This is a genomic window from Pseudonocardia charpentierae (assembly GCF_031845345.1).
GTDB classification, from domain to species: Bacteria; Actinomycetota; Actinomycetes; order Mycobacteriales; family Pseudonocardiaceae; genus Pseudonocardia; species Pseudonocardia charpentierae.
In genome coordinates, this window is record NZ_JAVREJ010000002.1 from 461,924 (window position 1) to 486,263 (window position 24,340).

23 protein-coding genes are annotated in these 24,340 nt (G+C 72.7%); 11 read left to right on the forward strand and 12 right to left on the reverse strand.

The window, feature by feature from the left end:
- Positions 1-10: 10 nt before the first annotated feature.
- The 4 genes from RM445_RS05230 to RM445_RS05245 all read right to left on the reverse strand — a co-directional run bounded on the left by RM445_RS05230 (position 11) and on the right by RM445_RS05245 (position 5,695).
- Positions 11-1,495: an aldehyde dehydrogenase gene (locus RM445_RS05230; RefSeq protein WP_311554860.1), complete on the reverse strand. Its 1,485-nt coding sequence runs from the start codon at positions 1,493-1,495 to the stop codon at positions 11-13.
- A gap of 142 nt (positions 1,496-1,637) precedes the next feature.
- The gene (locus RM445_RS05235; protein WP_311554861.1) at positions 1,638-3,056 is read right to left on the reverse strand and encodes a purine-cytosine permease family protein; all 1,419 of its coding nucleotides are present in this window, start codon (positions 3,054-3,056) and stop codon (positions 1,638-1,640) included.
- A gap of 171 nt (positions 3,057-3,227) precedes the next feature.
- Positions 3,228-4,940, reverse strand: a complete 1,713-nt coding sequence (locus RM445_RS05240) for an alkaline phosphatase family protein (protein ID WP_311554862.1) — start codon at positions 4,938-4,940, stop codon at positions 3,228-3,230.
- Entirely contained in the window at positions 4,937-5,695 is a 759-nt protein-coding gene (locus tag RM445_RS05245; protein ID WP_311554863.1) for a CDP-alcohol phosphatidyltransferase family protein, read from the reverse strand. Before RM445_RS05245 ends, RM445_RS05240 begins: the two co-directional genes overlap by 4 nt.
- Positions 5,696-5,748: 53 nt before the next feature.
- On the opposite strand from RM445_RS05245, the gene RM445_RS05250 reads away from it, so the two are divergent.
- The 6 genes from RM445_RS05250 (at position 5,749) to ribA (ending at position 11,448) form a co-directional block, all read left to right on the forward strand.
- Entirely contained in the window at positions 5,749-6,726 is a 978-nt protein-coding gene (locus RM445_RS05250) for a zinc-dependent alcohol dehydrogenase (RefSeq protein WP_311554927.1), read from the forward strand.
- A 19-nt stretch (positions 6,727-6,745) separates the two neighbouring features.
- Complete coding sequence (locus tag RM445_RS05255; protein WP_311554865.1) at positions 6,746-7,144, forward strand: 6-pyruvoyl trahydropterin synthase family protein; 399 nt, start codon at positions 6,746-6,748, stop codon at positions 7,142-7,144.
- An 80-nt stretch (positions 7,145-7,224) separates the two neighbouring features.
- Positions 7,225-8,295 carry a glycosyltransferase family 4 protein gene (locus tag RM445_RS05260; protein ID WP_311554866.1) on the forward strand — a complete coding sequence of 357 codons (1,071 nt, stop codon included), beginning with the start codon at positions 7,225-7,227 and terminating at the stop codon, positions 8,293-8,295.
- Positions 8,250-9,143, forward strand: a complete 894-nt coding sequence (locus tag RM445_RS05265) for a class I SAM-dependent methyltransferase (RefSeq protein WP_311554867.1) — start codon at positions 8,250-8,252, stop codon at positions 9,141-9,143. The genes RM445_RS05260 and RM445_RS05265 overlap by 46 nt, the downstream gene beginning before the upstream one ends.
- Positions 9,140-10,108: a lysylphosphatidylglycerol synthase transmembrane domain-containing protein gene (locus RM445_RS05270; RefSeq protein WP_311554868.1), complete on the forward strand. Its 969-nt coding sequence runs from the start codon at positions 9,140-9,142 to the stop codon at positions 10,106-10,108. The genes RM445_RS05265 and RM445_RS05270 overlap by 4 nt, the downstream gene beginning before the upstream one ends.
- A complete protein-coding gene (gene ribA, locus RM445_RS05275) occupies positions 10,105-11,448 on the forward strand; it encodes a GTP cyclohydrolase II (RefSeq protein ID WP_311554869.1) in 1,344 nt (447 codons plus the stop codon). The genes RM445_RS05270 and ribA overlap by 4 nt, the downstream gene beginning before the upstream one ends.
- Positions 11,449-11,458: 10 nt before the next feature.
- Here ribA and RM445_RS05280 read toward each other — a convergent pair whose 3' ends face one another.
- Both RM445_RS05280 and RM445_RS05285 read right to left on the reverse strand, forming a co-directional pair.
- The gene (locus tag RM445_RS05280) at positions 11,459-11,818 is read right to left on the reverse strand and encodes a hypothetical protein (RefSeq protein WP_311554870.1); all 360 of its coding nucleotides are present in this window, start codon (positions 11,816-11,818) and stop codon (positions 11,459-11,461) included.
- Between the two features lie 2 nt (positions 11,819-11,820).
- Positions 11,821-12,558 (reverse strand): FkbM family methyltransferase, encoded by a 738-nt coding sequence (locus tag RM445_RS05285; protein ID WP_311554871.1) that lies wholly within the window; start codon positions 12,556-12,558, stop codon positions 11,821-11,823.
- Here RM445_RS05285 and RM445_RS05290 point away from each other — a divergent pair.
- Positions 12,557-12,868, forward strand: a complete 312-nt coding sequence (locus RM445_RS05290) for a hypothetical protein (RefSeq protein WP_311554872.1) — start codon at positions 12,557-12,559, stop codon at positions 12,866-12,868. The genes RM445_RS05285 and RM445_RS05290 overlap by 2 nt on opposite strands.
- Positions 12,869-12,961: 93 nt before the next feature.
- Here the strand turns inward: RM445_RS05290 and RM445_RS05295 are convergent, their stop codons facing one another.
- Positions 12,962-14,143 carry an amidohydrolase family protein gene (locus RM445_RS05295; RefSeq protein WP_311554873.1) on the reverse strand — a complete coding sequence of 394 codons (1,182 nt, stop codon included), beginning with the start codon at positions 14,141-14,143 and terminating at the stop codon, positions 12,962-12,964.
- A gap of 5 nt (positions 14,144-14,148) precedes the next feature.
- The gene (locus RM445_RS05300) at positions 14,149-16,272 is read right to left on the reverse strand and encodes an FUSC family protein (RefSeq protein ID WP_311554874.1); all 2,124 of its coding nucleotides are present in this window, start codon (positions 16,270-16,272) and stop codon (positions 14,149-14,151) included.
- A 180-nt stretch (positions 16,273-16,452) separates the two neighbouring features.
- On the opposite strand from RM445_RS05300, the gene RM445_RS05305 reads away from it, so the two are divergent.
- The 3 genes from RM445_RS05305 to RM445_RS05315 all read left to right on the forward strand — a co-directional run bounded on the left by RM445_RS05305 (position 16,453) and on the right by RM445_RS05315 (position 17,735).
- Complete coding sequence (locus tag RM445_RS05305) at positions 16,453-16,728, forward strand: DUF4242 domain-containing protein (protein WP_311554875.1); 276 nt, start codon at positions 16,453-16,455, stop codon at positions 16,726-16,728.
- A 237-nt stretch (positions 16,729-16,965) separates the two neighbouring features.
- Positions 16,966-17,406: an Hsp20/alpha crystallin family protein gene (locus RM445_RS05310; RefSeq protein ID WP_311554876.1), complete on the forward strand. Its 441-nt coding sequence runs from the start codon at positions 16,966-16,968 to the stop codon at positions 17,404-17,406.
- Between the two features lie 56 nt (positions 17,407-17,462).
- Positions 17,463-17,735 (forward strand): hypothetical protein, encoded by a 273-nt coding sequence (locus RM445_RS05315; protein ID WP_311554877.1) that lies wholly within the window; start codon positions 17,463-17,465, stop codon positions 17,733-17,735.
- Positions 17,736-17,963: 228 nt separating this feature from the next.
- On the opposite strand, the gene RM445_RS05320 is transcribed toward RM445_RS05315, so the two are convergent.
- A complete protein-coding gene (locus RM445_RS05320) occupies positions 17,964-19,715 on the reverse strand; it encodes a DUF6398 domain-containing protein (protein WP_311554878.1) in 1,752 nt (583 codons plus the stop codon).
- A 49-nt stretch (positions 19,716-19,764) separates the two neighbouring features.
- Between RM445_RS05320 and RM445_RS05325 the strand changes: the two genes are divergently transcribed.
- Positions 19,765-20,265, forward strand: coding sequence for an O-acetyl-ADP-ribose deacetylase (locus tag RM445_RS05325; RefSeq protein WP_311554879.1), 501 nt, complete (start codon positions 19,765-19,767; stop codon positions 20,263-20,265).
- Between the two features lie 82 nt (positions 20,266-20,347).
- Here the strand turns inward: RM445_RS05325 and RM445_RS05330 are convergent, their stop codons facing one another.
- The 3 genes from RM445_RS05330 to RM445_RS05340 form a co-directional block, all read right to left on the reverse strand.
- A complete protein-coding gene (locus tag RM445_RS05330) occupies positions 20,348-20,620 on the reverse strand; it encodes a hypothetical protein (RefSeq protein ID WP_311554880.1) in 273 nt (90 codons plus the stop codon).
- Positions 20,621-20,723: 103 nt separating this feature from the next.
- Positions 20,724-22,067 (reverse strand): glycosyltransferase, encoded by a 1,344-nt coding sequence (locus RM445_RS05335; RefSeq protein ID WP_311554881.1) that lies wholly within the window; start codon positions 22,065-22,067, stop codon positions 20,724-20,726.
- Entirely contained in the window at positions 22,064-24,301 is a 2,238-nt protein-coding gene (locus RM445_RS05340) for a glycoside hydrolase domain-containing protein (RefSeq protein WP_311554928.1), read from the reverse strand. The genes RM445_RS05335 and RM445_RS05340 overlap by 4 nt, the downstream gene beginning before the upstream one ends.
- Between the last annotated feature and the right edge of the window lie 39 nt (positions 24,302-24,340).

The window sequence follows — 24,340 nt, forward strand, 5'->3', positions numbered from 1 at the left end:
GCCGATCATGTCACCCCAGCTTGAACGGGTCGCGTGTCGCGCCGCTCAGCTCCACCCAGATGGACTTGACCTCGGTGTACTCCTGCAGCGCGTCGGCGCCGTTCTCCCGGCCCAGACCGCTTGCCCCGAACCCGCCGAACGGCGCGTACGGCCCGACGACCCGGTAGGCGTTGATCCAGACCGTGCCGGCCCGCAGCTTCGCCGCGACCCGGTGGGCGCGCTGGACGTCGCGCGTCCACACCGAGCCCGCGAGCCCGTACGGGGTGTCATTGGCGATCTTGAGCGCCTCCTCCTCGGTGCGGAACGTCAGCGCGGCGGTGACCGGGCCGAACACCTCCTCGCGCACGACGGTGGAATCCGCGGTGACACCGGTGAACAGCGTGGGGCGGACGAACAGGCCACCCAGCTCGTCGTCGGCTCCGCCGCCGCAGGCCGCGACGGCTCCTTCGGCCTTGGCCTTGTCGAGGTAGCCGAGCACCTTCTCGTACTGCGGCGGGTTCGCGACCGGCCCCATCTCGGTCTCGGGGTCGTTCGGGTCGCCGAGCTTGATCGCGTTCGCGCGCTCGGCGACGAGGCGGACCAGCTCGTCGTGCACGCTCTCGTGGACGACGACCCGCGAACCCGCCATGCAGGTCTGCCCGGTGGCGGCGAAGACGTCGGCGATGATCCCGTTGGCGGCCGCCTCGAGGTCGGCGTCCTCGAGCACCACCTGCGGCGACTTGCCGCCCAGCTCGAGGGTGACCCGGTTGAGGTTCTCCGCCGCGGCGTGCGCCACCGCCCGGCCGGTGGCCGTCGACCCCGTGAAGGCGATCTTGTCGACGCCCGGGTGGCCGGCGAGCGCCGCGCCCAGCTCCCGGCCGGATCCTGCGACGACGTTGAACACCCCGGCCGGGAAGCCGGCCTCGTGCAGCACCTGGGCGAAGGCGAGCGTCGACGCGGGGGAGTGCTCCGACGGCTTGACGACGAACGTGCAGCCGGCCGCCAGCGCGGGAGCGAGCTTCCAGGTCATCAGCAGCAGCGGCGAGTTCCACGGCGTGATCGCACCGACGACGCCGACCGGCTCGCGGCGGGTGTAGAGGAAGAACTGGGGCTTGTCGGTCGGGATGACCCGGCCCTCGATCTTGTCGGCGTGCCCGGCGAAGTAGTGGTACCAGGCGCCGAGGCCCTGCAGCTGGCCGATCATCTCCCGGTAGAGCTTGCCGTTGTCGCGCACCTCCACCCGGGCCAGGCGCTCCGCGTTCTCCCCGATCAGGTCGGCGAGCCGGCGCATGAGCGCGGCGCGCTGGAACCCCGTCATCGCGCCCCACTCGCCGTCCAGGGCGGTCCGAGCGGCGGCGACGGCGTGGTCGACGTCCTCGACGGTGCCTTCCGGCACGGTCGCCCACGGTTCGCCCGCGTAGGGGTCTAGGGAGCCGAACGTCCGCCCGTCCGGTGCGTCGACGAACGCGCCGCCGATGTAGTTCTGGAACCGTTCGAGCCGCTCCGGTGCGGTCATGGGCTCGCCTCCTCGCTGGACCCGCCTGCAGTCTCGTCCCTCGGCGGGGCGGCGGGCCAGCGTGATCGCGAGCTGCGCCTCCGGCTTTGTCAGGAAGGCCACCTTCAAGGCATCTGACGTCCTGAAGGTGGCCTTCCTGACATCACATGACGGGGCTCTCAGGCCGTGGCGGCCCCCGCCGGCTCAGCACCCGCCGCAGCGCCGCGTACAGCGCGAACGCGAGCACGAATCCGACGATGAACGTGATGTCCCCGATCGCCGGGATCGCCGACGCCAGCACGCCGACGTAGAGCTGTTGGTTGCTGAAGAAGAAGATCGACACGACCATCGCGACCGCCATCGCGATCGGCCCCGCCAGGTTGACGTGTCTCGTGCTGGTGAAGGGCGTGAGGTCGCCGGTCCTGCCACTGGTCGTCTTGTCCAGCAGCCGGTCGGCGAACGCCACGCCCAGCCACGGCGCGATCCAGTAGGCGATCACCAGCAGGAAGCCCTCGTACGCCTCGACGTGGCTCAGCGCGAAGATCGCGACCACCAGGCCCGCGAGCCCGACCACCACCGCGAGCACCGCGCGGCCGAACGTCGTCGGCAGGCGCAGGCCGACCGCGGCGAACGACATGGCCGCCGAGTAGAGGTTGAGCGCGTTCGCCGAGATCGCCCCGATGAAGATCGCCAGCAGCGTGATCCCGCCGAGCCAGCCCGGCATGAGCGAGATGTAGGAGCCGGTGGGGTTGGCGCCGTCCCAGTTCGCGACGCCCACCGCGGTCACCGCCGCCCCTCCGGCGACCTGCAGCACGGTCGAGGAGAGGAAGTTCCCGAGCCCGGCGAAGATCCCCGCCCGCTTGGCGGCGGCGGCCGGCAGGTAGCGGGAGTAGTCGGCGGCGTAGGGGTTCCAGCCGGCGGTGTAGCCGAACGAGGCGGCCAGCGCGATCCAGAACCCGCCCGGGACGGCGTCGCCCACGGGGCCGGTCTGCGTGCCGGGGAGGATCACGGCCATCCCGGCGATGAAGATCACGACGAGGACCGGGAACGTGAACCGCTCGAACAGGTGCACGAAGTTGTAGCCGAGGAAGGCTACGGCGAGCATCAGCGCGACGCCGATGACGAGGCAGACGTAGCCGTTCCACCCGGTCAGTGCGGACAGCGCGAGTGCGCCGCTGATCGCGTTGACCGCGAACCACCCGACGCCCGCCACGACCGCGTTGATCCCCGCAGGCAGCAGGTTGCCCCGGTAGCCGAACGGGCGGCGGCTGAGCACCATCTGTGCCAGCCCGCGCTCGGGTCCCCAGCTGGTGAGCAGGCCGTGCGAGACCGCGCCCAGCGCGTTGCCGATCACGATCGCCGACACGGCCTGCCAGAACGTCAGGCCGAAGAACAGCACGGCGATGATCCCGACGAAGATCGTCGCGAACTCCATGTTCGGCGACACCCACGTCCAGAACATCTGGGAGGGCCTGCCGTGCCGGTCTTCGACGGGGATCGGCTCGGCGCCACCGGGCTCGACGGCCGTGGCCTTGCTGCCGTACTCGTGCTGCAGCTCGTCGAGGGACGGACTGGCGGTCATGGGTCACCCTTCTTCACCGGACCGGATCGACCGGGCCGCACGCTGTCGGCTCCGGCTGACGGTCGGCGGTCGCGGGGCACGACGGATCACCGCGGGGTGAACAGTTGATCTCACGAGTTTCGGGCGTGTTACGTCACGTGGTGACTGGTCCGTTGCGTGCCGGATGTCCGGTCAGCGGGCCTGCGCAGGCTCCGGCCCGAACGCCGTCAGGAACCGGTCGCGGAACGCCTCCATCGGCCACACCGGCGCCTGCGGGCTCGGCTTCAGGCCCGCGTCCCAGTGCCAGTCCGCGATCTTGTCCAGCACCGCCGGGTCCTTGGCGACGATCGTGATCGGCACGTCGTGGCTCGCGCCCTCGCCGACGATCGACGTCTGCGGCTGGTGGTCGCCCAGGTAGATCATGACCGTGCGGTCGTCGCCGTAGCGCTGCACGTAGTCGATCACTGTGCTCAACGAGTACACCGTCGCGTCGCGGTACTGCGCCCGGGCGAGGTCGGCGTCCTTCAGGACGTCGTCGCCGGTCACGGCCCCTTCCACCTGCGGAGCGAAGATCGTCCCGTCGCCGAGGGCGTTCCAGTCGACGGGCTTCGGGATGGGCGTGAAGGGAACGTGGCTCGAAGTGAGCTCGACCTGCGCCATCAGCGGCCCGCGGTCCGCGCGACCGCGCTCCAGACGCTCGAATTCCGCCAGCGCGTACTGGTCGGGCATCGGCGAGAAGCTGAAGCCGGGGCCGCGGTACCCGAGCTCCGGGCCGATGTGCACCCGGTCGACGCCGAAGAACGCGCCCTCCGGCCACGCCCGGACGGTCGCCGGCATGACGCTGGTGGTCTCCCACCCCGCCTGCTGGAACGACGAGCCCAGCGTCAGGCGGTCGCTCGAGACGAGGCTGCGGTAGCGCTGCTGATTGTCGATCTTCAGGCCGGCCTGGAACGTGGAGTGCGCGAGCCAGCTGCCGCCGCCGAGCACGGGCGAGGTGAGCCACCCGCTGCGGGCGGAGAAGCCGGCGGCCGCGAGCGTCGCGGTACCGGCGTCGAGCACGGGGTCCACCGCCGGCGCGATGCCCGGGTCCTCGACCGCGCTGCGCCCGTAGCTCTCGACGAACGCCACGACGACGTCCTTGCCGCGCAGCCCCGTCAGCAGCTCGCTCGGGGCGGTGCCGCGGAAGGCGTCGGCGGCGGACTCCTGCGCGAACACACGCTCGTCGCGCAGGCTGGCCGGGACCTGCACGGCCACGCCGTAGGCGAGGGACGCCGCGCTGCGCGAGGCGACGGGTACGGGCGCGACGAGCTGTGCGCCCAGCGCGAGGCAGGCCACCCAGGCCACCGACAGCGCGGCGACGCTCCTGGCCGCGGTGGGCCGGTGCCGCCCGACGGCTCGGCTGATCTGCAGCATGGCCAGGGCCAGCACGACGACCACGACCACGGTGAGAACGACGGAGGCGATGGCCGCGGCCGTCGCGCCGGTGGAGCCGTAGGAGGCCTCCAGGAACTCCCGCGCGTTGTCGAGCAGGACCCAATCGAACACCGGGTCGAACGGCCGCCCCAGCGCGGACAGGAAGCCCATGTCGACGGCCTTGAGGATCGTCAGCGCGCCCAGCGCGGCGCCCCCGACGACGGCGAGGGCCCGCCCGATCCGTGGCGGCAGCACGAGCAGTAGCGCGACGCCGAGGAGCCCCTCGACCGGGATGCGCACCAGCGCGGCGGGCGTGAGCTGGTCGAGCTCTCGCGGGAGGGCCAGAGCGAGGTAGACGAGGAGGAACGCGACCGCCGTGAGGCCGGCGCCGACGGCGCGGTGGCCGGCGAGGCGGCGCAGGCGGCCGGACGGGCGCGCCCTGCTCTCGGCGTCGACCGGGCTCTCGGCGTCCACCCGGCTCTCGTCGCTCACCTGGCCGACGCCCAGCCGACCCGTCGCGTGACGGCGGTGTGCGCCGGGCGCGCCCGCCACAGCCAGGTGGCGCTCTTGGCGAACGACCAGATGAGGGCGGCCAGCGCCGCGACGACCATCGTGGCCGCGATCTGCTGCGCGAACAGTTGGGCCGACGCCACCACCAGCACGATCCCCTGCGCCGCGGCCACGACCTTCGCGGAGTAGCGGGTCGGCAGGTTCCCCGACAACCAGGGCAGCACCCAGCTCACCACGACGAAGACGTAGCGCATGGCCCCTATGACCAGCGCCCACGGTGTGACGAGCACCGCCACGTGCACGCTGAGCACGAGCACGAGGAACGCGTCGACCTCCATGTCGAACCGCGCGCCCAGGGCCGAGACCGTTCCCGTGCGCCGAGCGACCCAGCCGTCGACGCCGTCGAGCGCCAGCGCGACCGACGACAGCAGCACCAGTGTCGCCACCGGGTAGCCGTCGCCGCCGAGCCGGTCGGCCACCAGCGCCGTCACGCCCCCGACCAGGCTGGCCCGGGCAAGGGTGACGATGTCGGCCGGCCCCAGAGCGGCGGAACCGGCGCGACGGGCGGCGCCGCCGAGCAGTACAGCCAGACCGAGGGCGTAGGCGACGCCGCTGAGCCAGCCCACGGGGCCGAGGCCGACCTGGTAGGCCAGGGCACCGAGCAGCGCGACCTGCGCCACCGCGGCTGCAGCGAGCTGGTGGTCGACCCGGGCCGGGGTCGTGGAGTAGTCGAGCACGCTTGAATGCACGCACCCGCTGGCATATCGGTTCACTAGGAGACGAGATTAATCTGCGTCACACGGCACGTGCCTTCTGGCTCCGCACTCCCGGCGAGGGCGAGATCCGCACCGTCGATCTCCCCGCCCCCGGGCCCGGCGACGTCGTCGTCCGGACCCGCTACTCCGCGGTCAGCCGCGGAACCGAGACGCTCGTGTTTCGGGGTGGCGTGCCGGCGAGCCAGCACGCCCGGATGCGGGCGCCGTTCCAGGTCGGCGAGTTCCCGGCGCCGCTCGAGTACGGCTACCTCAACGTCGGTGAGGTCGAAGACGGTCCGGAGTCGCTGATCGGCCGGACGGTGTTCTGCCTCGCCACCCACCGCACCCGGTACGTGGTGCCGGCGACGGCCGTGACTCCCGTTCCCGACGACGTGCCCGCGGCGCGCGCGGTGCTGGCCGGCACGGTCGAGACCGCGGTCAACGCCCTGTGGGACGCGGCGCCGCTGGTCGGCGACCGGATCGCGGTGGTCGGGGGCGGCATGGTGGGCTGCTGCGTCGCCGCGCTGCTGGCTCGGGTGCCGGGCGCACGGGTCGAGCTGGTCGACGTCGACCCGGCCAGGGCCGGTGTCGCGGCCGCGCTCGGGGTGGGCTTCGCCGCCCCCGCCGACGCCGCGGGCGACTGTGACCTGGTCGTGCACGCCAGCGCGACGGGCGAAGGGCTGGCACGCTCGCTCGAACTGCTGGCCGACGAGGGCGAGGTGATCGAGCTGAGCTGGTACGGCGACCGCCCGGTCACGTTGCCGCTCGGGGAGTCGTTCCACTCGCGGCGCCTGGCGATCCGGGCGAGCCAGGTCGGCACGATCGCCCCGGCCCGGCGAGGGCGCCGCAGCTACGCCGACCGTATTGCGCTCGCGCTGCGCCTGCTCGCCGACCCGGTCTTCGACGCGCTGATCACCCGCGAGATCCGGTTCGCGGACCTGCCTCAGGAAATGCCGCGGCTCGCCGGTGAACCGTCCGCCCTGTGCGTGCGTGTCACCTACGACGAGGCCTGACAGCCGGAAAGGACCACCCTTGTTCAGCATCACCGTGCGCGACCACCTGATGGTCGCCCACAGCTTCACCGGCGAGGTCTTCGGCCCGGCCCAGCGCCTGCACGGCGCGACGTTCGTGGTGGACGCGACCTTCCGGCGGCCCGACCTGGACGCCGACAACATCGTCGTCGACATCGGGCTGGCCACCCAGGAGCTGCACGTGGTGCTGGCCGACATGAACTACCGCAACCTCGACGACGAGCCGGCCTTCGCCGGGACCAACACCTCCACGGAGTTCCTCGCCAAGGTGATCGCGGACCGGCTCGCCGACAAGGTGCACGCCGGCGCGTTGGGCGACGGGGCACGCGGCCTCACGGGGATCACCGTGGCCCTGCACGAGTCGCACATCGCGTGGGCCAGCTACGAGCGTGACCTGTGACAGCGCTGGATTCCGCTGGGCTGGATTCCACTGGGCTGGATTCCGCTGGGCTGGATTCCGCTGGGCTGGATTCCTCGGCTGTGCTGACCCCTGAGGTGCACGTCGTCGTGCCCGCCGGCATCGACGACCCCGCCTCGCCCAGCGGGGGCAACCGCTACGACCGGCGCGTCTGCGAGGGACTGGCCGACGACGGCTGGGTGGTGCACGAGCGCGCGGTCGCCGGAGCATGGCCGCACCCCGACTCCACCGCCCGCGACGCGTTGGGAGCCGCTCTCGCGGCGGCACCGGACGGCGCGGTGGTGCTCGTCGACGGGCTCGTGGCGTGCGGGGTCCCGGACGTCGTGGTCCCGGCGGCCCGCCGGCTCGCGCTGGTCGTGCTCCTGCACCTGCCGCTCGGCGACGAGTCGGGAGCGTCCCCCGAGCTGGCGGTGCGCGAGCGGGAGGTGCTGTCGGCGGCGACCGCGGTGGTGGCCACCAGCCCGTGGGCGGGTCGCCGGATCGTCGCGCTGCACGGCCTCGACCCCGCTCGCGTGACGGTCGCGGCGCCCGGCGTCGACCCCGCGCCGCTCGCTCCCGGATCGGGCGGCACCGCACTGCTGTGCGTCGGGGCACTCACCCCGACCAAGGGTCAGGACCTGCTCGTCGACGCGCTCGCCGAGATGCAGGACCTGCCGTGGACCTGCACGCTCGTCGGCCCGCTCCGCCACACCGCGCACGTCGGTGCCCTCCGTGCCGCCCTCGCCCGGCACGGACTCACCGAGCGGGTGTCACTGACCGGCCCGCTCACCGGCGCGGACCTCGACGCGGTCTACGCCGCAGCGGACCTGCTCGTGGTGCCCTCGCGCGCCGAGACCTACGGGATGGTCGTCACCGAGGCGCTGGCCAGGGGCATCCCGGTGGTCGCCAGCGACGCGGGCGGCCTGCCGGAGACGCTCGGTCACGACCCCGAGGGGCGGGTGCCGGGGATCGTCGTCCCGGCCGCTCGACCCGCGGCACTCGGCGCCGCCCTGTGCCGCTGGATGCTGGATCCGGCGCTGCGCGACGGGCTCCGTCACGCGGCCGGAGCTCGCCGAGGCATGCTGCACGGGTGGGAGGTGACCTCGACATGCATAACCCAAGCACTGACGCTGCCGGGTGGGACGCCCGCCTGAGCACCCCGGGATCGCCCGTCTGCACCCCGGACTGGCTCGCGCTGCGCGAGCCCGCCGACGCCGCCGCGCGTTCGCCCGAGCTCGCCGCGCTCGTCGCCGGCCGGCTGGGCGCCGAGCGGCCGCTCGTCGTCCGTGACCTCGGCTGCGGCACCGGCTCGCTCGGCCGCTGGCTCGCACCGCAGCTCGCCGGCCCGCAGAGCTGGATCCTGCACGACCGCGACGCCGAGCTGCTGGTGCGCGCGGAGGCCGGCCTGCCTCGGACGGCGGCCGACGGCTCGCCGGTCACCGCCCGCGCCGAGCAGGGCGACCTCACCCACCTCGACGCCGCACAGCTCGACGGCACGTCTCTCGTGACCGCGTCGGCGCTGCTGGACCTGCTCACCGCGGATGAGGTCGACGCGCTGGCCGACGCCTGCACCGCTGCCGGGTGCCCCGCGCTGCTGACGCTCTCGGTCAGCGGTTCGGTCGGGTTCTTCCCGTCGGAACCGCTCGACTCGGTGTTCGCCGCCGCCTTCGACGCCCACCAGCGGCGGACTGTGGACGGCCGCCGCCTGCTCGGGCCGGACGCGGGCGCCGCCGCAGAGTCGGCCTTCGCGCGGCGCGGCGTCCCGACCGAGGTCCGGTCCAGCCCGTGGAGGCTCGGCCCGGAGTACGCGGAGCTGATCGAGGAGTGGCTGCGCGGCTGGATCGCCGCCGGCTGCGAGCAGCAGCCCGATCTCACGGCCCACGCGGCCGACTACCTGCGCCGCCGGCTCGACGCCTGCGCGGCGGGAGACCTGCGGGTCGTCGTCAACCATGTCGACGTGCTCGCCCTACCCAGCCAATCCCCTCAGAGAGGTGAGCCGTGAGAGGCCTGTGGCCGCTCGTCAAGGTGGTGGCGGGCGCCGGCATCCTCGTCGCGCTCGTCGTCCGGCTGGGCGCGCAGGCGTTCGTCGACGGCCTGACGTCCATCGGGATCGGTTCGGTGCTCGCGGCGCTCGCTCTCGGCCTGCTCACCACGGCGGCGAGCGCGGCACGCTGGTGCATCGTCGCGCGCGGTCTCGGGCTGCGACTGCCGCTGGCCGCCGCGGTGTCCGACTGCTACCGGGCCGTGTTCCTCAACTCCGTGCTGCCTGCGGGCGTGCTCGGCGACGTGCACCGCGCCGTCGGCTACGGCCGCAGCATCGGCGACGTCGGCCGCGGGGTGCGGGTCGTCGCGATCGAGCGCGTCACCGGCCAGCTGGCGATCATCGTCGTCGGCCTGGGTGTGCTGCTCGCGTCCCGGCCGACGCTGCTGGGCGCAATGGTCCCGGGCCGGTTCGGGGGCGCCGAGCTGCTCGGCGTCCTCGTCGCGCTCGGTGCCGCAGTGCTGTGGACGGCGCGCCACCCCCGCGCCGCCCGCATCCGCACCGCGCTGCGGTCGGCCTGCACCGAGGCGCGTTCCGGCGCCCTGTCCCGGTCGACCTGGCCGGGCCTGCTGGCCCTGTCGGTGGTCACCCTGGCCGGCTACCTCGCGCTGTTCTTCGTCGCCGCCCGGGTCGCGGGGTCGCAGGCGTCGCTCGGCGAGCTGCTGCCGCTGCTCGTCCTGGGCTTGCTCGCGATGGCTCTGCCGCTCAACATCGGCGGTTGGGGTCCACGTGAAGGGGTGATGGCCGTGGCGTTCGGCGCGGTCGGCCTCGGCGCGGCCCAGGGGCTCACGACCGCTGTCGTGTACGGGGTGCTGAGCCTGATCGCCTGCCTTCCGGGGGCCGTGGTGCTGCTGCTGGCGGCGCGCGCCCCCGTCCGACGCAATCCGGCCCCACGGCCGGCGATGCTGGAGAGGAGCCCCGCGTGACCGGCTGCAACACCGTGCACGACAACCTGCTGCAGGAGGCCGTCCGGGTGGTGCTGCCGACACAGTTCGGCGAGTTCGACGTCACCGCCGTCGAGGTCCGGCCCGGGCGGGTGTACCTGGCGCTCGCCCGGGGCGACCTCTCCACGGACGAGCCGGTGCTCACCCGAGTCCACTCGGAGTGCCTGACCGGCGACGCGCTCACCTCGCTGCGCTGCGACTGCGGGATCCAGCTCCGGCTGGCCCTGAGCCGGATCGCCGCCGAGGGGCGCGGCGTGGTGCTCTACGCCACCGGGCACGAGGGCCGCGGCATCGGGCTGCTGAACAAGCTGCGGGCCTACGTCGAGCAGGACGAGGGCGCCGACACGGTCGACGCCAACCTCCGGCTCGGGCTGCCGGTCGACGACCGCAGCTACATCGAGGCCGCGGACGTGCTGCGCGAGCTCGGCGTCGCGTCGGTCCGGCTGCTGACCAACAACCCGGACAAGGTGCAGGGCCTGGAGGCCGCCGGGATCACGGTCGAGGGTGTGGAGCCGCTGCGCACGGCCGCGCACGCCCGCAACGTCGGCTACCTGCGGACGAAGGAGCAACGGCTCGGCCACGGCGACACGGCGGGGGAGGAGCTGCCCGGACCGGCCGCGCCACCCGAGGCCGTCGACCTGCTCGGCACCGTCGACCCGCCCGCCGACCGGCCCTACCTCGTCCTCAAGTACGCCCAGACCCTGGACGGGCGGATCGCGACGGGCGTCGGCGACTCCAAGTGGATCAGCGGTGAGGAGGAGCGCGCGCTGTCGCACGCCCTGCGCGCGGCCTGCGACGCGATCATGGTCGGCGTCGGGACGGTGCTGCGCGACGACTGCCGGCTCAACGTGCGGCTGGTCCCGGGCGCGTCGCCGCTGCGGGTGGTGCTCGACTCGACGCTGCGCAGCCCGTCGGAGGCGTTGCTGTTCGGCGATCTGAGCGACGGCGCTGCGCCCACCGTGCTGCTCACCACCGAGCGCTCCACCGAAGCCGATCGGCAGCGCGTCCGCGACCTCGGCGCCGGGATCCGCGTGCTGCCGGAGGGCCCGGGTGGCGTCGATCTCAAGGCCGCGCTCAAGCAGCTGCGCGACGAGGGTGTGCGCAGCCTGCTCGTCGAGGGCGGGGCGCAGGTGATCACGTCGCTGCTGAGCGCCGGGCTGGTCGACCGGATCATCGTGGGCACCGCGCCGCGGATCATCGGAGCCGGCACGGAGGCCGTCGGCGACCTCGGCGTGGCGCGGGTGACCGACGGCATCGTCCTGCGGAACCGCTCGGTGCACCTGACCACGGACGACGTCGTGACGGCCTGGGATGTGACCTGACCGGCAATCGTCAGTGGAAGCCGACCGTGAAGCGGATCGGCCAGAACGGCTCGTTCGGCGGCTCGCGGGCGGCGAACACCACGTCGAAGTAGGTGTAGCCGTACGCGTGCGGGTCGTCGTCGGGCCAGAAGGAGTACCGGAGCACGACGTCGCCCTGCTCGTCGCCCGGGAGGACCTCGATCGAGTCGAGGAAGAACGCGGGCGGCTCGAACGACTCCCGGAGGAACCCGTCCATCAGCCCGAGCGCGCGGGCCGAGAGCGCGTCCTGCTGCTCGACGACGCTCCGGGCGAGGCCCTCGCGCTCCACGCCGCCGTGGACGATCAGTTCTCGGTGACGGTCGAGCTGCTCGATGCGGGGTCGGTCGTCCACGCTCAGGCGAGCCGGGCGTAGACGTCGCCCGAGCGTCTCAGCGGGCGGTAGCGGTCCAGCAGCGTGAGCAGCTCCGCGGCGTCCAGCCAGCGGTCGCTCGCCCAGGTCATGGTCTCGATGGGGGAGTAGTTGTAGCGGTAGTCGCCCAGCTTCTCGACGAGCTCGAGCACGGCCAGCGCGGCGTCGTGCGCCATCGGCAGGTACTCGAACGACAGGGCACGCAGCGGCCTGCTCAGCCCGTTGAGCACGTCCGCCTCGAAGCCCTCGACGTCGATCTTGCAGAACGCGGGCTCGCCGTAGGTGGCGACGAGCGCGTCGAGCGTCGTCACCTCGACCTCCACCGACCGGTCCCAGCGGACCTTGGCGAAGCTGCGGTCCATCGCGACGGTCTCGATCCAGTCGGTCGAGAGCGACGACACGGTCGGCGTCGCCGTCGAGATGCCCAGCCGCGCCGTCCCCGGCTCCGTCCCGAGCGCCTTCGGCACGATCGTGACGTCGCCGTCGCGACCGAAGAACAGCCGCAGGATGCGGGCGAAGTCGGGCTGCGGCTCGACCGCGACCACCCGGGCCCCGAGGGCCCGCCAGGCGCGGACGCGGCTGCCGACGTGCGCCCCGACGTCGAAGCCGATGTCGCCGGGACCCAGGAACTCCCCGTAGAACCGCAGCATCTTCCGGTGTCGGCCCGGGACACCGTGGTAGAGGGCCATGGACCGGGCGATCCCGTAGGCGCGGCCGAACATGGGGCGACCCTACCCGGGCCGCTCCGCAGGGGCCGCGGTGATCGACGCGCCGACGGTGCAGGTCGCGCGTACGGTCGTGGACGTGGCCGAGCGCTGCGTCATCGTCTGCCGGTCCTGCTCGTCGGCGACGAACCCGCTGATGATCCCGTTCCGGTCCTACCGGGAGCGGGCACTGTGGGCCGCCGGGCACACCGCCCGGACCGGTCACGAGACGTGGTTCCTCATGGACGGCTTCCCGACGATGGCCGACGCCGTGCAGGAGATCGCGATCGCGGACACCGTCGAGAAGTGGATCGCGGGACCGGGCTGATCCGGCCACTCCGCGCGCCGTGTCGGGTCGTGCGGTGTCCGTAACCGGTGCACGGCCCGGGAAGCGCCGCGACGTCAAGGCTCCGCGGGCCCCTCACCGCACGCGCACGCCTCGCACGAACACTGCGCGCACCCTCCGTAGCGCCGCAGGCTCGTGCAGCGGATCGCCGTCGACGGCCAGCAGGTCGGCGTCGAACCCCGGCACGAGCCTGCCCTTGCGGTCGTCGAGCCCGCACACCTCCGCCGCCCGCGACGTCGCGGCCACGAGCGCATCGGCGGGACTCATCCCGACGCGGGTGAGGGTCTCGATAGCGTAGGGGAGCACGTCGTGCGGCTTACCCGGGCTGACGCCCCCGTCCGTGCCTGCCACGACCGATGCTCCAGAGGCGCACAAGAGCCGCACGTTGGCCAGCAGAGCGGGCATCCGCGCGGCCATCGGCGCCAGGATCGGAGCGCCGGGGACCGACCCGACGGTCAGCCCCAGCACCACCTGCCGCGCGACGATCTCCGCGAGGAGGTCGGCGGGTACCGGGTCGACGCCGTCGGCGGTCATGAACGTCACGTGCTCGAGCCCGTCCACGCCGGCCGCGAGCGCAGCCGCCACCGCCCGTGTGCTGTGTACGTGAGTGGTGATCGGCAGGCCGTGCCGGTGCGCCTCGTCGACGCCCACCCGTAGCTCGTCGGGCTCGAACTGCGGCAGTTCCGGGCGGCTCCCCGGGGTGAGGTTGCCGCCACTGGCCATGACCTTGATGACGTCGACGCCCCGCTCCGCGTGCGCGTGCACGGCGGCCCGGATGTCCGCGGTCGCGCCGCCGAGGAAGTGGCAGTGCCCGGCGGGCGTGGTGAGCGGCGGTCCGGAAGCGACGATCGTCGGCAGGGTCGGGTCCGCACTCGCGCGCAGGTCGAGCGAGAGGAAGTCGCGGTCGCCGAGGTCGCGCACGGTCGTCACCCCGGCCCGGGCCGCCGTGCGGGCCGCGTCCGCCATCGCCGCGAGGAGAGCCGCGTCGTCCTGGCCGGCCAGCCTCCCGACGGGGTCCGCGCTCGCGTCGAGGGCGAGATGCACGTGGGTGTCGACGAGGCCGGGCAACAGCGTCGCGCCGGGCAGGTCGACGAGTACGGCGTGCTCGGGCACCGGCACGGCGTCGCCGGCCGCCGTGATCCGGCTTCCGTCGATCACGACCGTGGGCGCTGCGAACGCCGCGACCTCGGCGCCGTCGAAGAGGCGGGCACCGCGCACGACTGTCAGGTGCGCACGAGGGACCGCGGTCGTCGACACGGCCCTCAGTGTCGGGCCGGCGGCACCTCCGGGGCCAGCGTCGTGGTCGACCGCGGCCCGAACTCGGCCGACAGGTCGGCCAGCACCCCGCGCAGCCGCCCCAACTGGTGGATCGCCGTCCGGAGCACGGTCGGCCCGGCCTCCACCGCCTCGACGAGGTCGACCAGCGTCCCCTCCTGCTCGCAGGCTCGTCTCACCGACGTCGCGGCGGCGTCGGGGTCCCGGACGGCGAGGGCGTCGGCCAGGTCGGCCACCGTGGCCGCGAGGTCGCCGAGCCGGATGCGGGTGTCGGCGTCGCACGTGACCGCGGTCGGCCCGATCACGCGGGCGAACCCCCGCGTGGCCGTCGCGCACGAGCTGACGAGGAGTCGCCACCGCTCGTAGCGGGCTCGCGCGTCGCCGAACCGGTAGCTGCCGAGTGGTCGGGCACTGAGCAGCAGGGCGTGCATCTGCGTGTCGACGTCGCGGGCCTCGGCGGCGAGCGGCCGGACGTCCGCCCCGGAGCGGAGGTCGTCGGCCGCGGCCCGCAGCAGCTCCGCCACCGGCGTGAGGAAGGCCTCGGCCTGCTCCGCGATCCGCCCGCGCGTGTGCGTGGGCAGCACGATCAGGGCCGCCACCGCCCCCGCGACGGCACCGATGGCGGTCTCCAGCAGCCGGATCTCCAGGAACGCGACGCTGAAGCGCCCGAGCAGGCCGTAGAGCACGCCGAGCATGGTCGTGACGAAGAAGGTCATCAGGCCGTACGAGAGCGGCAGCAGGTAGAACGCGAGGAAGACGCACAGCAGCACGACGGCTCCCTGCGCCGCGACGTGCCCGGTGACCACGCTCGCCACCACGACGCCCGCCACCACCCCGGCGAGCGTGCCGACGGTGCGGGACCAGGCCCGTACCAGCAGTTCGCCCCGGCTGTTGGCCCCGGCGAACACGACGAACGCCGTGATCACCGCCCAGAACCACTGGCCCGGGGCCACGAGGCCGCCGATGTAGATCGACAGAGCGCCGGCGACGACCACCTGGACCGCGGTGCGGGTGGTCGGCAGCAGGCGCCGGGTCTCCTCGGGCTCCTCGGGTTCGTCCGCCGGTGGCTCCGGCTCGTCGTCGTCCGAGGGAGGCTCCTCCGGAATGTCGACGTCGTGTTGCATCGCCTGGGTGGCCGCGCCGAGGTCGGCGGCGGCCGCAGCCAGCCGACGCACCGCCATGCCGATCGACGGCGAGCCCGCGCCGTCGAGCCGGTCGGCGACGTCGCGGGACACGGTGACGGCCTCCGCGACGTCGCGGTCGAGCGCGGCCGTCACCTGCGCCACCGCGGGGCGCACGGCGGCGTCGACGGGCTCGTCGATCAGCCCGTCGACCGCGGTCACCAGGCCGCCTGCGGCGAGCTCGACGTCCAGCACGTGCCGCCGCAGCTCGTCCGCCCGCTCCGCGGGCAGGGCGTCGAGCGCGGTGAAGGTAGTGCCGAGCGACAGCGCCGTCGCGTTGAGGCGCAGCAGCTCGTCGTGCACCCGACGGCGTTTCGCGGTCGAACCGGGCTCGTCACCCAGGGCGTCGACGGCGTGCAGCAGCGTGTGCACCCGCGCCCGCAGCGCGCGCACCCCGCTGTGCCACGCCTTCTCCGGCCGCTCCGGCAGCAGCACGAACCGGGCCAGCAGCGCCGCGCCCGCGCCGACGAAAGCCGCCCCGGCCATCGCCGGCAAGGTCGCGAACGACGCCTGCAGGAACAGCGCCAGGAAGTAGCCGATGAACGCGGCCATCCCCGCTGCAAACCAGCGCGGCCCGAACCGGCGCATCCACACCGCCACGAACATCACGACGAGGAACACGAGTTCGGCGATCCGGATCGAGCCGTGCACCAGCGCGGCGAGCGTGAACGACACCGTCGCCGCCAACGGCAGCAGCAGCGTGGTGATCACACCCTCGCGCCCGCCGGAGCGCACCGCGAGCATGCTGACCATCCCGACGACGGCGGCCGGAGCGACCGCGACGAGCGGCTGGTGCAGGGCCGTCAGCACGGGGAGGGTGACCCCGATCGCCAGCACGACCGCGACGATCACCTGCACCGCGGCCCGGAACCGGCGCATCCCGGGGTCGGCGGCCACCAGCCGGGTCAGGAACCGGCGCCACCACCCCACGGGCGCAGCCTAGCCACGACCAGGCCGCACCTCAGGATGTCGCGCTGCGGGATGGGTACCGGGCGGGCGCGAGATGGGAAGTTCTCCCGACGCCCCCACCCGTGCTCCGCTCCTACCGTTCTCGATGTCGGACACGACAACATCGATCGAACACAGCGGATCTACTACAGGGAGCACGTCATGGCCACCTTCATCGTCGAGCGCAACATCCCCGGCGCCTCGCAGCTCACGCCCGAGCAGCTGCGCGACATCGCCCGCACCTCCAACGAGGTCGTGGACGGCCTGGGCGTCGCCTACACCTGGCAGCACAGCTACGTGGCGGGCGACAAGATCTACTGCGTGCACGAGACCGATGACGCCGACACCGTCCGCGAGCACGCCCGCCGGGGCGGGTTCCCCGCGGACCTCGTGACCCCGGTGGCGACGACGTTCGGCCCGGCGACCGCGGACTCCTGACTCGACGTGCCCGGGCAGCGCGGCGACCGCCCCACCGTGAGGTCGGCCGGTCGTCGCGCGCGGCACGGAGCTGCACTCGCCGTCGACCTCTACCTGGGTTCGACACTGACGAGGAACAACCTCTTGCGCAGCAGTAAAGCTGTAGCTATCATCACAGCTATCCGGAGCGGCACTGCCACCCTCGGAGCCGCTCCGAGTGCATCGCGACAATGTCGATCACGAAGGGAGTGTTCTGCGATGCTGATGCGCACCGACCCGTTCCGTGAGCTGGACCGCCTCACGCAGCAGGTGTTCGGGAACAACCAGGGCACCTGGAGCAGGCCCACGGCGATGCCGATGGACGCCTACCGCGTCGGCGACGAGTTCGTGGTCGCGTTCGACCTCCCCGGCGTCTCCCCGGACGCGATCGAGCTGGACGTCGAGCGCAACGTCCTCACGGTGAAGGCCGAGCGCCGGCCGGCCACCGGGACCGAGCACGTGGAGATGCAGGTGTCCGAGCGCCCGCTGGGCATGTTCTCCCGCCAACTGTTCCTCGGCGACACCCTGGACACCGAACGGATCTCCGCGCACTACGACTCCGGGGTCCTGACGCTGCGGATCCCCGTCGCCCCGCAGGCGAAGCCGCGCAAGATCTCGATCACGCACGCCGAGGAAGAGAACAAGCAGATCAACGCCTGATCCCGAGCGGTGGGGGCGGCCGCACCGCCCCCACCCGGTTGCGCAGGAGTGTGACCGTGGTCAGTTCGTGTCTCATCGACGACGTCCTCGCCGATCCCGATCTGCTGGCGCTCGAGTTCGAGGCGATCGTGGCGGCGAACTACCCGCCGCCGTCCGACGGGCCGGACCGCACGCCTCCGCCGGCACGGTGTGCTCCGGCCACCCGGCTCCCGTCCGCACCGCGCACCAGCGCAGGGCGTCGCCGCTCCAGCCCGTGGTACGACGCGGCCGGGGCGCGACGACGACGCGCGCGGCAGCGCGCACCGCCCGACGAGTGCCTGTGGGAGTGACCTGAACCTGCGAGCCGCGGAGGTCGATCGATCGCATCGGGGCTGTCCCCGCCACCCGCATCTCGATCCGAGGGCGACGTCCGCCGACATGCTGCGACCGCCCTCGCGCCCCACGGGCGCACCATCTGGGTGACCGGGACCGGTGAAAGGCGCGCCATCGCTGTCGACACATGATCGAACAGCAATGGCGCGCCTTTCACGCGTGGTAGGGCGAGTGGCTGCGACTCGTCAGTCCGCCATCGCCCGGTACCGGTCGCGGTCCGCCATGATCTGTTCGCGCCGCTGCCGGGTCAGGTAGCGCGGTGTTCCCAGGTCCATCCTGCCGTACTGCCCGTGCGGATCGATCCCGATCGCCCGCAGCAGCGGTCCGCTGCGCTGCGACACGCTGGACCCCGGCAGCCCGAAGTACTGGGCCAGCTGCTTGACCTGCAGCTTCGGCTCGACCCGCATGTGGTCGAACAACGAGTTGGTCTTCCCGACGATCCAACAGACCGCCGCGGCGGCGGTGTTCGCGCGGCCTCGACGCCGGAAGATCTCGGGGTCACCCGCGGCCGCGTCCGCGAGCAGTCGGCGACATGCCGTCCGGTACTGCTCGTCGAGCAGATCGGTGCAGCAGCGCTCCACGAGATCGAGTACCTCGCCGACACGGCCGTGCACGTCCGGCGGGATCGACTCCCACGCGAACGGCTCGTCCGGCAGCGGCTCCGCATCGACCGAGTCGAGCGCCGCCGCGCCGCCGACCACGCGACGGAGGCTGTCGAGCATGATCTCGCTCAGTGACTCGTCCGGATCGTCGTCGCCGACGATGCCCATGGCGGCCAGCAACGCCTCGGGCCCCTGCAGTCGATCGGAACGGATGAGCCGCTGGTACTCGGGCTCGAATTCGTCGATCGCGGCAATGGTCTCGTCCGTGAGGCCGGAGCGGATTCCGCGCTCGTGGTGGCAGAACCGGATGAACGCCCGCAGCAGGTCCGGCGCGCTCTTCAGGTACTCGACATCCGCCATGATCTTGCGGGGGATCCAGTCGAGCAGGAGGATCTCCGCTGCGACGGCGCTCCAGCGCATCGGGTCGCCCGGGCCGTAGTCGGTACCGAACCACAGCAGGGACGACAGCAGATCGCCCGCGACCTCGACCTCTGCCCCGAACGGCGACGCCCGGAAGCGCTGCGCCAGGTCGGCGACCGCGTCGTCGTCCCACTCCGGCCGGTCGTAGCCCGTCCCGCCGTCCGGCAGTAGTGCGACCATCCACTCGACGAGCGGACGGCAGGCGGGCCACGTGTCGGTCTCGACGGGCGGCAACGTCATCGCGCCCCGCTCGACGGCCTCGATGATCCGCACCTTCGCGTCGGCCGGCGCCAGAGGCCGGGCACGCATGTCGGGATCGTTTCCCGAGGCGGCCCGGACGGCGTCGACCACGTCGTCGAGCGGTTCGTCCAGTACGAAGGCGTCCTTCACGATGGAGCCGAGATTGTGCTCGATGAGGACAACGGCGGTGAGGGCCCGGCCCCCGGGCAGGGTGGCGGCGACGAGGACGTCATCCGCATCACCGAGCACGTGGGTGACCTGGACGGCCTCCGATGCCGCGGCCGCGTGTGGCAGGCCGACGAGCCAGCCCGGTAGCGGGTGGGCGCGATTCGCGATCTCGCGGGCGACCCGGCGGCGGAGCAGGTCGTCGCCCGACACGCCCGCCACAGCTGCGAGCAGTGCGCTGGTCTCGGGAAGCGGTACGGCGAGGAACGACTCGACGAACTCGTCGCGGGTCGGTCCGTCGGGTGTCTTCTGGAACGGGTTGTGCGAGCGGGGATCCACCGCGGCCAGCAACGCGCTCGCCAGTCCGAGCAGGCCGAGCGGATCGTCGTCGTCGAGTGTGGTGGCAATCTGCTCGAGCAGGTCCGGCTCCTGCCGGCGCTGTGGTCTGCGCGTTTTCGCTGCTCGCTGCTTCGGCCGCGCCGAGCGGGGCCGCCGGGAGCGCTTCGACATGCCGGGCACGATAGCTCCGCACGTCCCACGACCGTGATGAGGTGTCGCGATGGACATCGAGTTCGTACGGGGCGACATCACCGAGCAGCACGTCGACGCCGTCGTCAACGCCGCCAACTCGTCGCTCCTCGGCGGTGGCGGGGTCGACGGCGCGATCCACCGCCGGGGCGGTCCGGAAATCCTCGCCGAGTGCCGCGAGCTGCGGGCCGGCCGCTACCGCGACGGGCTGCCGGCCGGCCAGGCGGTCGCCACCACGGCCGGGCGGCTCCCGGCGCGATGGGTGATCCACACCGTCGGCCCGGTGTGGTCGAAGCGCGACGACCGCTCGGCGTTGCTCGAATCCTGCTACCGGGAGTCGTTGCGGGTCGCCGACGAGCTCGGCGCCGCGAGCGTCGCCTTCCCGGCGGTGTCGGCCGGTGTGTACCGCTGGCCGATGGACGACGCCGCGCGGATCGCCGTCGAGACGGTGCGCGCCACCAGCACGAGCGTGGCGCTGGTCCGGTTCGTCTTGTTCAGCGACACCGCACACCACGCGTTCCTCGCCGTGTGACGGCCGGGCGGCCGGCCCCGGACATGCCTCGACCTCGGCCGGCGGAATCCGGACGAGGTCGGGGGCGTTGCGAGGGAGAGGGTCAGACCTGCGCGGTGACCTTCGAAGCCTGGTCCTTGACGGCCTCGGTGGCCTTCAGACCGGCGGAGACGACCTGCTGGACGGCCTCACGCTGCACGGAGAGGGCCTTCTCGGCGAAGTCGAAGTAGGTGTTGACGAGCGCGTGCGCGTCGGGCAGCGCCGGCTGGTTGCCGGAGAGCGACTGGACGGCGTCGGTCCAGTTGCGGACGGCGGTGGTGACCGCCTCCTGGCTGCGCTTGGTGATGTCGGTGAGCTGGTCGGTGGGGGCGGTCATCTCGGTGGTCCTTCCGTAGGGCGGCTGCGTTGGTGTTCTGATAACTAAACTACGCAGCACTGCTAGCAGTTGCAAGCAGTAGTGACGCACCTCGCAGGACCCCTCAGACGGCCTGCTCATCGGGCAGTTCCACGGGGACGATGGCCGCGGTTCCGGGGCCCGGACAGAAGAGATCGTCGAAGACCCTGACGCGGTCGAAGGCCAGGGCGTGCTCGCGGCCGCGCCGTTCGAGGGAGCGCCGCTCGTGCTCGGACATCTCGAGCACCACCCGGTCCAGGGCGTCGGCCAGGGCGGCGACGTTGCCGGCCTCGACGATCACGGCCGTGTCGCCGACCGCCTCGCCCGTCCCGCCGGTCAGTGTCGTGATCACCGGACCGCCGCCGGTCAGCAGTTTCTCGGCCAGCGCGATGCCGAACGTCTCGACGAAGTCGGGCTCCGGCTTGGTGGGCAGGGCGTAGGTCGCGCAGCCGTGCATGAGCAGCGGCTTCTCGTCGTCGTCGACATCGGTGAGGAAGACGACGCGGTCCACCAGCCCGGGCTGGCTCGCCGCCAGCGCGCGGGCCTCCGCGAGCGCCGTGCCGGTGCCCGCGATCACGAGCTCGACCCGGTCGCGCGCGCGTGACGCGGCATAGGCCTCGATGAGGTCGTGGACGCCCTTCGCCTTCGTGACCCGCGAGAGGAACAGCACGTAGCCGTCGCGCTCCAGGCCCCGGCGGGCGAGCGCGGCGTCCACGGCCGCCGCGTCGACCTCGAGGTAGGCGGAGGTGTCGATCGGCGGATAGCTGACGGTCACCCGCCTGTCGCACTCGGCGGCGAACCGCGTGCCGCAGTGCAGGTCGACGGCCTCGGCAGCGAGGACGATCTCGTCGCGGGTGAAGTCGGAGACCGCCACGACCTCGTCGTGCGCCAGGAACGTCGTCAAGAGGAACGCCGCGGCGCCGAAGCGCCCTTCACGCAGGCAGTTCTGCACCACGTTCGTGATGTCCGACCCCACCGCCTTGGCGATCGTGTGGACGTCGGGGGCGAAGCCCGCGTCGCGGGCCGAGCGCACGGCGTCGATCACGACGTTCGCGTGCGGCACCAGGTACATGGCGAGGCAGGTGGTCGGCACCGGTTCGGACAGCAACTCGACCAGCCGCCCGGTGAGCCCGGCCAGAAGGCGCCCGTCCGGCACCCGGTAGTCGCCGACGGGCTCGGGGCGCTCGACCGTGATCCCGGGGCTGTAGGGCTGGAGACGGTCGAGCGGCTTGAGCGGCAGTCCGGCGGCCTGCAGCGCCGCGATCGGCCACGTCAGGAGCCGGACGTCGTCGAAGCCTCTCGTCAGGGCGACCTCGGCGAGGTTGCGCGCCTCGCCGGAGTGGCCACAGATCACCGGGTCCGCCCGGACGACGATGACGAGCCTGCGGTGCGGATGCTGGGTGTGCTGGGTGTGCTGGGTGTGCGTCATGGCGTCGCACCTCCCGTGCGAGCGTCGGACAGGGACGGCGGCCGGGCCGAGCGCCCCCAGGGCGACGGTTCCGGGCCGAGCTCGAGGTGCAGGACGCCGCCATTGTGGACGTCGGCCGCACGCAGGTGGGTGGATTCGAGTGGACGTCCGTTCAACGTCGCGGCCTGCACGTACTGAACAGGAGGTGTCTTCTCGATCCCGTCCGCACCGACCGGCGCCTCGCGGTGCCCGGTGGTCTCGACGACGAACTCGCCGCCGTCCACCCGAAGGGTCGAGCGGGCGAAGGCGGGGGCGTTGACGAGGAACAGGCTCTGCCCGGCGACGGGGAACAGCCCGAGCGACGCCCAGACGTACCACGCGCTGAGGCCGCCCGAGTCGTCGTTGCCCGGCAGCCCTCCCGTGCCGGTGCCGAACTGCCAGGTCAGCGCGGAGTTCACGATCTCCGCGGTGCGGTCCGGGCGACCGGCGTAGTGGTAGGCCCACGGCGCCTCCATGTCCGGCTCGTTGTTCAACCCCTCGAACCGGTTGAGCCCGTAGCCGGCGACCATCTCCGTGGGGGACGGGCGGCGGCCCGGCTGGGTCACGGGGCCGGCTCCGAAGCCGAAGAAGGCGTCGAGCATGTCGACGAAGGCGTCGTCGCCGCCGGCCAGCGTGATCCGCGCCCGCATGTCGTGCAGCAGCCGGAACGAGTAGTTCCACTTGCCGCCCTCGTAGTACTCCGAGTCGCGGAGCAGGCCGGTCACCGGGTCGAAGGCGTTGACCCACAGCCTGCTGCGCGCATCGGAGTCGTCGGCCAGCCGCTTGTCGCCGAGCGCGCGGGCGACCTGGGCGGTGCAGTGGTGGCCGTAGGCGAGGTCGAGCGTGTGCGTGATCGGGTGCACCACGCCGTGCTCGATGAAGTCTTCGCCGTACATGCGGCGGAGGTCGGCCTCCATGTGCACGAGCGCCCAGCTCCAGTCCAGGCCACCGAGCGCGAGGGAGTGCGCATCGGCCAGCGCGGTGTGGGCGAGCGCGCTGGCCTGCCGGAAGAACCGGTCCGCGCCGCGGGCCATCCGGTAGCCGATCGGGAAGTTGCCCTCCTCCTCGCAGACCCGGATCAGCGACTCCAGCAGGTCCGCGGCCCGGTTCGGCGCGATGGCCATCAGCAGCGGGATCTGCGTCTTGTAGATGTCCCACATCGTGCAGACGTCGAAGGCGAACGGTCCCGCCGTCGGCCAGAACGGGCTCTCGTCGTCGCCGAAGCAGGGCTTGATCAGCGAGTGGTAGAGCGCGGTCGCCGTGACCGTGCGCCGCGCGGGCGTGCCGCCCTCCACCCGGACGCGGTGGAGGTGGTCGTCCCACCGAGTCTCGGTCCGGGCGCGGACCGCGTCGAAGACCGGTTCGGACGTGCCGCACTCGCGCCACAGGTTCTCGCGCGCCTGCTCGCAGCCGCGCAGCGAGAAACCCATGCGCACCTCGACCGGCTGGCCGGGGCGGCCCGGGCCCATGAACAGCAGGCCGAAGGGACGCAGCGTCGTCTGCCGGATGCTGTCGAAGTCGAGTCGCGTGCCGCCCTCGATCAGTCGGCGGTCGTACCAGAGCATCTGCCGCCAGTTCGGGCTGTGCACCTCGAGATACACCGAGAGCGGCACGCCCTCCATCACGACGGTGCCCTGCGCGCGGCCGTACCCCATGCTCTCGACGTGGGCCCGCAGCGGCACCGTGCGGCCGTGATCGATGGCGAGCCCGCCGCACGACAGGTCCAGCACGACCCGGGCGCTGCGGGTGTCGGGGAACGTGTACCGGTGCACGGCGACCTTCTCGCCCACCGTGATCTCGCAGTGCACCCGCGTGTCGAGGGTGGCGGCGTAGTACCCGGGCGAGGCCGTCTCGTCGTGCAGGGCCCACGACTCGCCGAGGTCGTCGAGCGGCGCGACCATCGGCGTGACCCGCACGTAGTTGTAATACTTGCGGATCGCGCCGGTACCCGACTGCTGGAAGTGCGTGAACCCCGACGCCTGGGCGGCGTCGAACATCTCGTCGGGCACACCTTCGGTGTTCTTGCCGTAGCGGCCGTAGCCGGTGGGGTAAGCACCGGAGAACGCGCAGGCCGACACCATGCCGAGCGGTGATGTGGCGCCCGGATGGGTGTTGCCGACCTGCGGCTTGGGCCACCACCACGTCGCTGCCAGCCCGTCGGACGGGGGAAGGCACGTCGCGGCGGTGCCGATGAAGGGATCAACGTCGTCGCGGATGGCCCGGACTGTAGAGCGGCTCTCGGGAGCAGCGGTTAC

Excerpts from the sequence above, each read along its gene's own strand:
- RM445_RS05235 (WP_311554861.1), bottom strand. The coding sequence starts at position 3,056 with ATGACCGCCAGTCCGTCCCTCGACGAGCTGCAGCACGAGTACGGCAGC.
- RM445_RS05335 (WP_311554881.1), bottom strand. The coding sequence starts at position 22,067 with ATGACGCACACCCAGCACACCCAGCACACCCAGCATCCGCACCGCAGG.
- RM445_RS05230 (WP_311554860.1), bottom strand. The coding sequence starts at position 1,495 with ATGACCGCACCGGAGCGGCTCGAACGGTTCCAGAACTACATCGGCGGC.
- RM445_RS05285 (WP_311554871.1), bottom strand. The coding sequence starts at position 12,558 with ATGTTCGGCCGCGCCTACGGGATCGCCCGGTCCATGGCCCTCTACCAC.
- RM445_RS05290 (WP_311554872.1), top strand. The coding sequence starts at position 12,557 with ATGGGGCGACCCTACCCGGGCCGCTCCGCAGGGGCCGCGGTGATCGAC.
- RM445_RS05305 (WP_311554875.1), top strand. The coding sequence starts at position 16,453 with ATGGCCACCTTCATCGTCGAGCGCAACATCCCCGGCGCCTCGCAGCTC.
- RM445_RS05320 (WP_311554878.1), bottom strand. The coding sequence starts at position 19,715 with ATGTCGAAGCGCTCCCGGCGGCCCCGCTCGGCGCGGCCGAAGCAGCGA.
- RM445_RS05325 (WP_311554879.1), top strand. The coding sequence starts at position 19,765 with ATGGACATCGAGTTCGTACGGGGCGACATCACCGAGCAGCACGTCGAC.
- RM445_RS05330 (WP_311554880.1), bottom strand. The coding sequence starts at position 20,620 with ATGACCGCCCCCACCGACCAGCTCACCGACATCACCAAGCGCAGCCAG.
- RM445_RS05265 (WP_311554867.1), top strand. The coding sequence starts at position 8,250 with ATGCATAACCCAAGCACTGACGCTGCCGGGTGGGACGCCCGCCTGAGC.
- RM445_RS05310 (WP_311554876.1), top strand. The coding sequence starts at position 16,966 with ATGCTGATGCGCACCGACCCGTTCCGTGAGCTGGACCGCCTCACGCAG.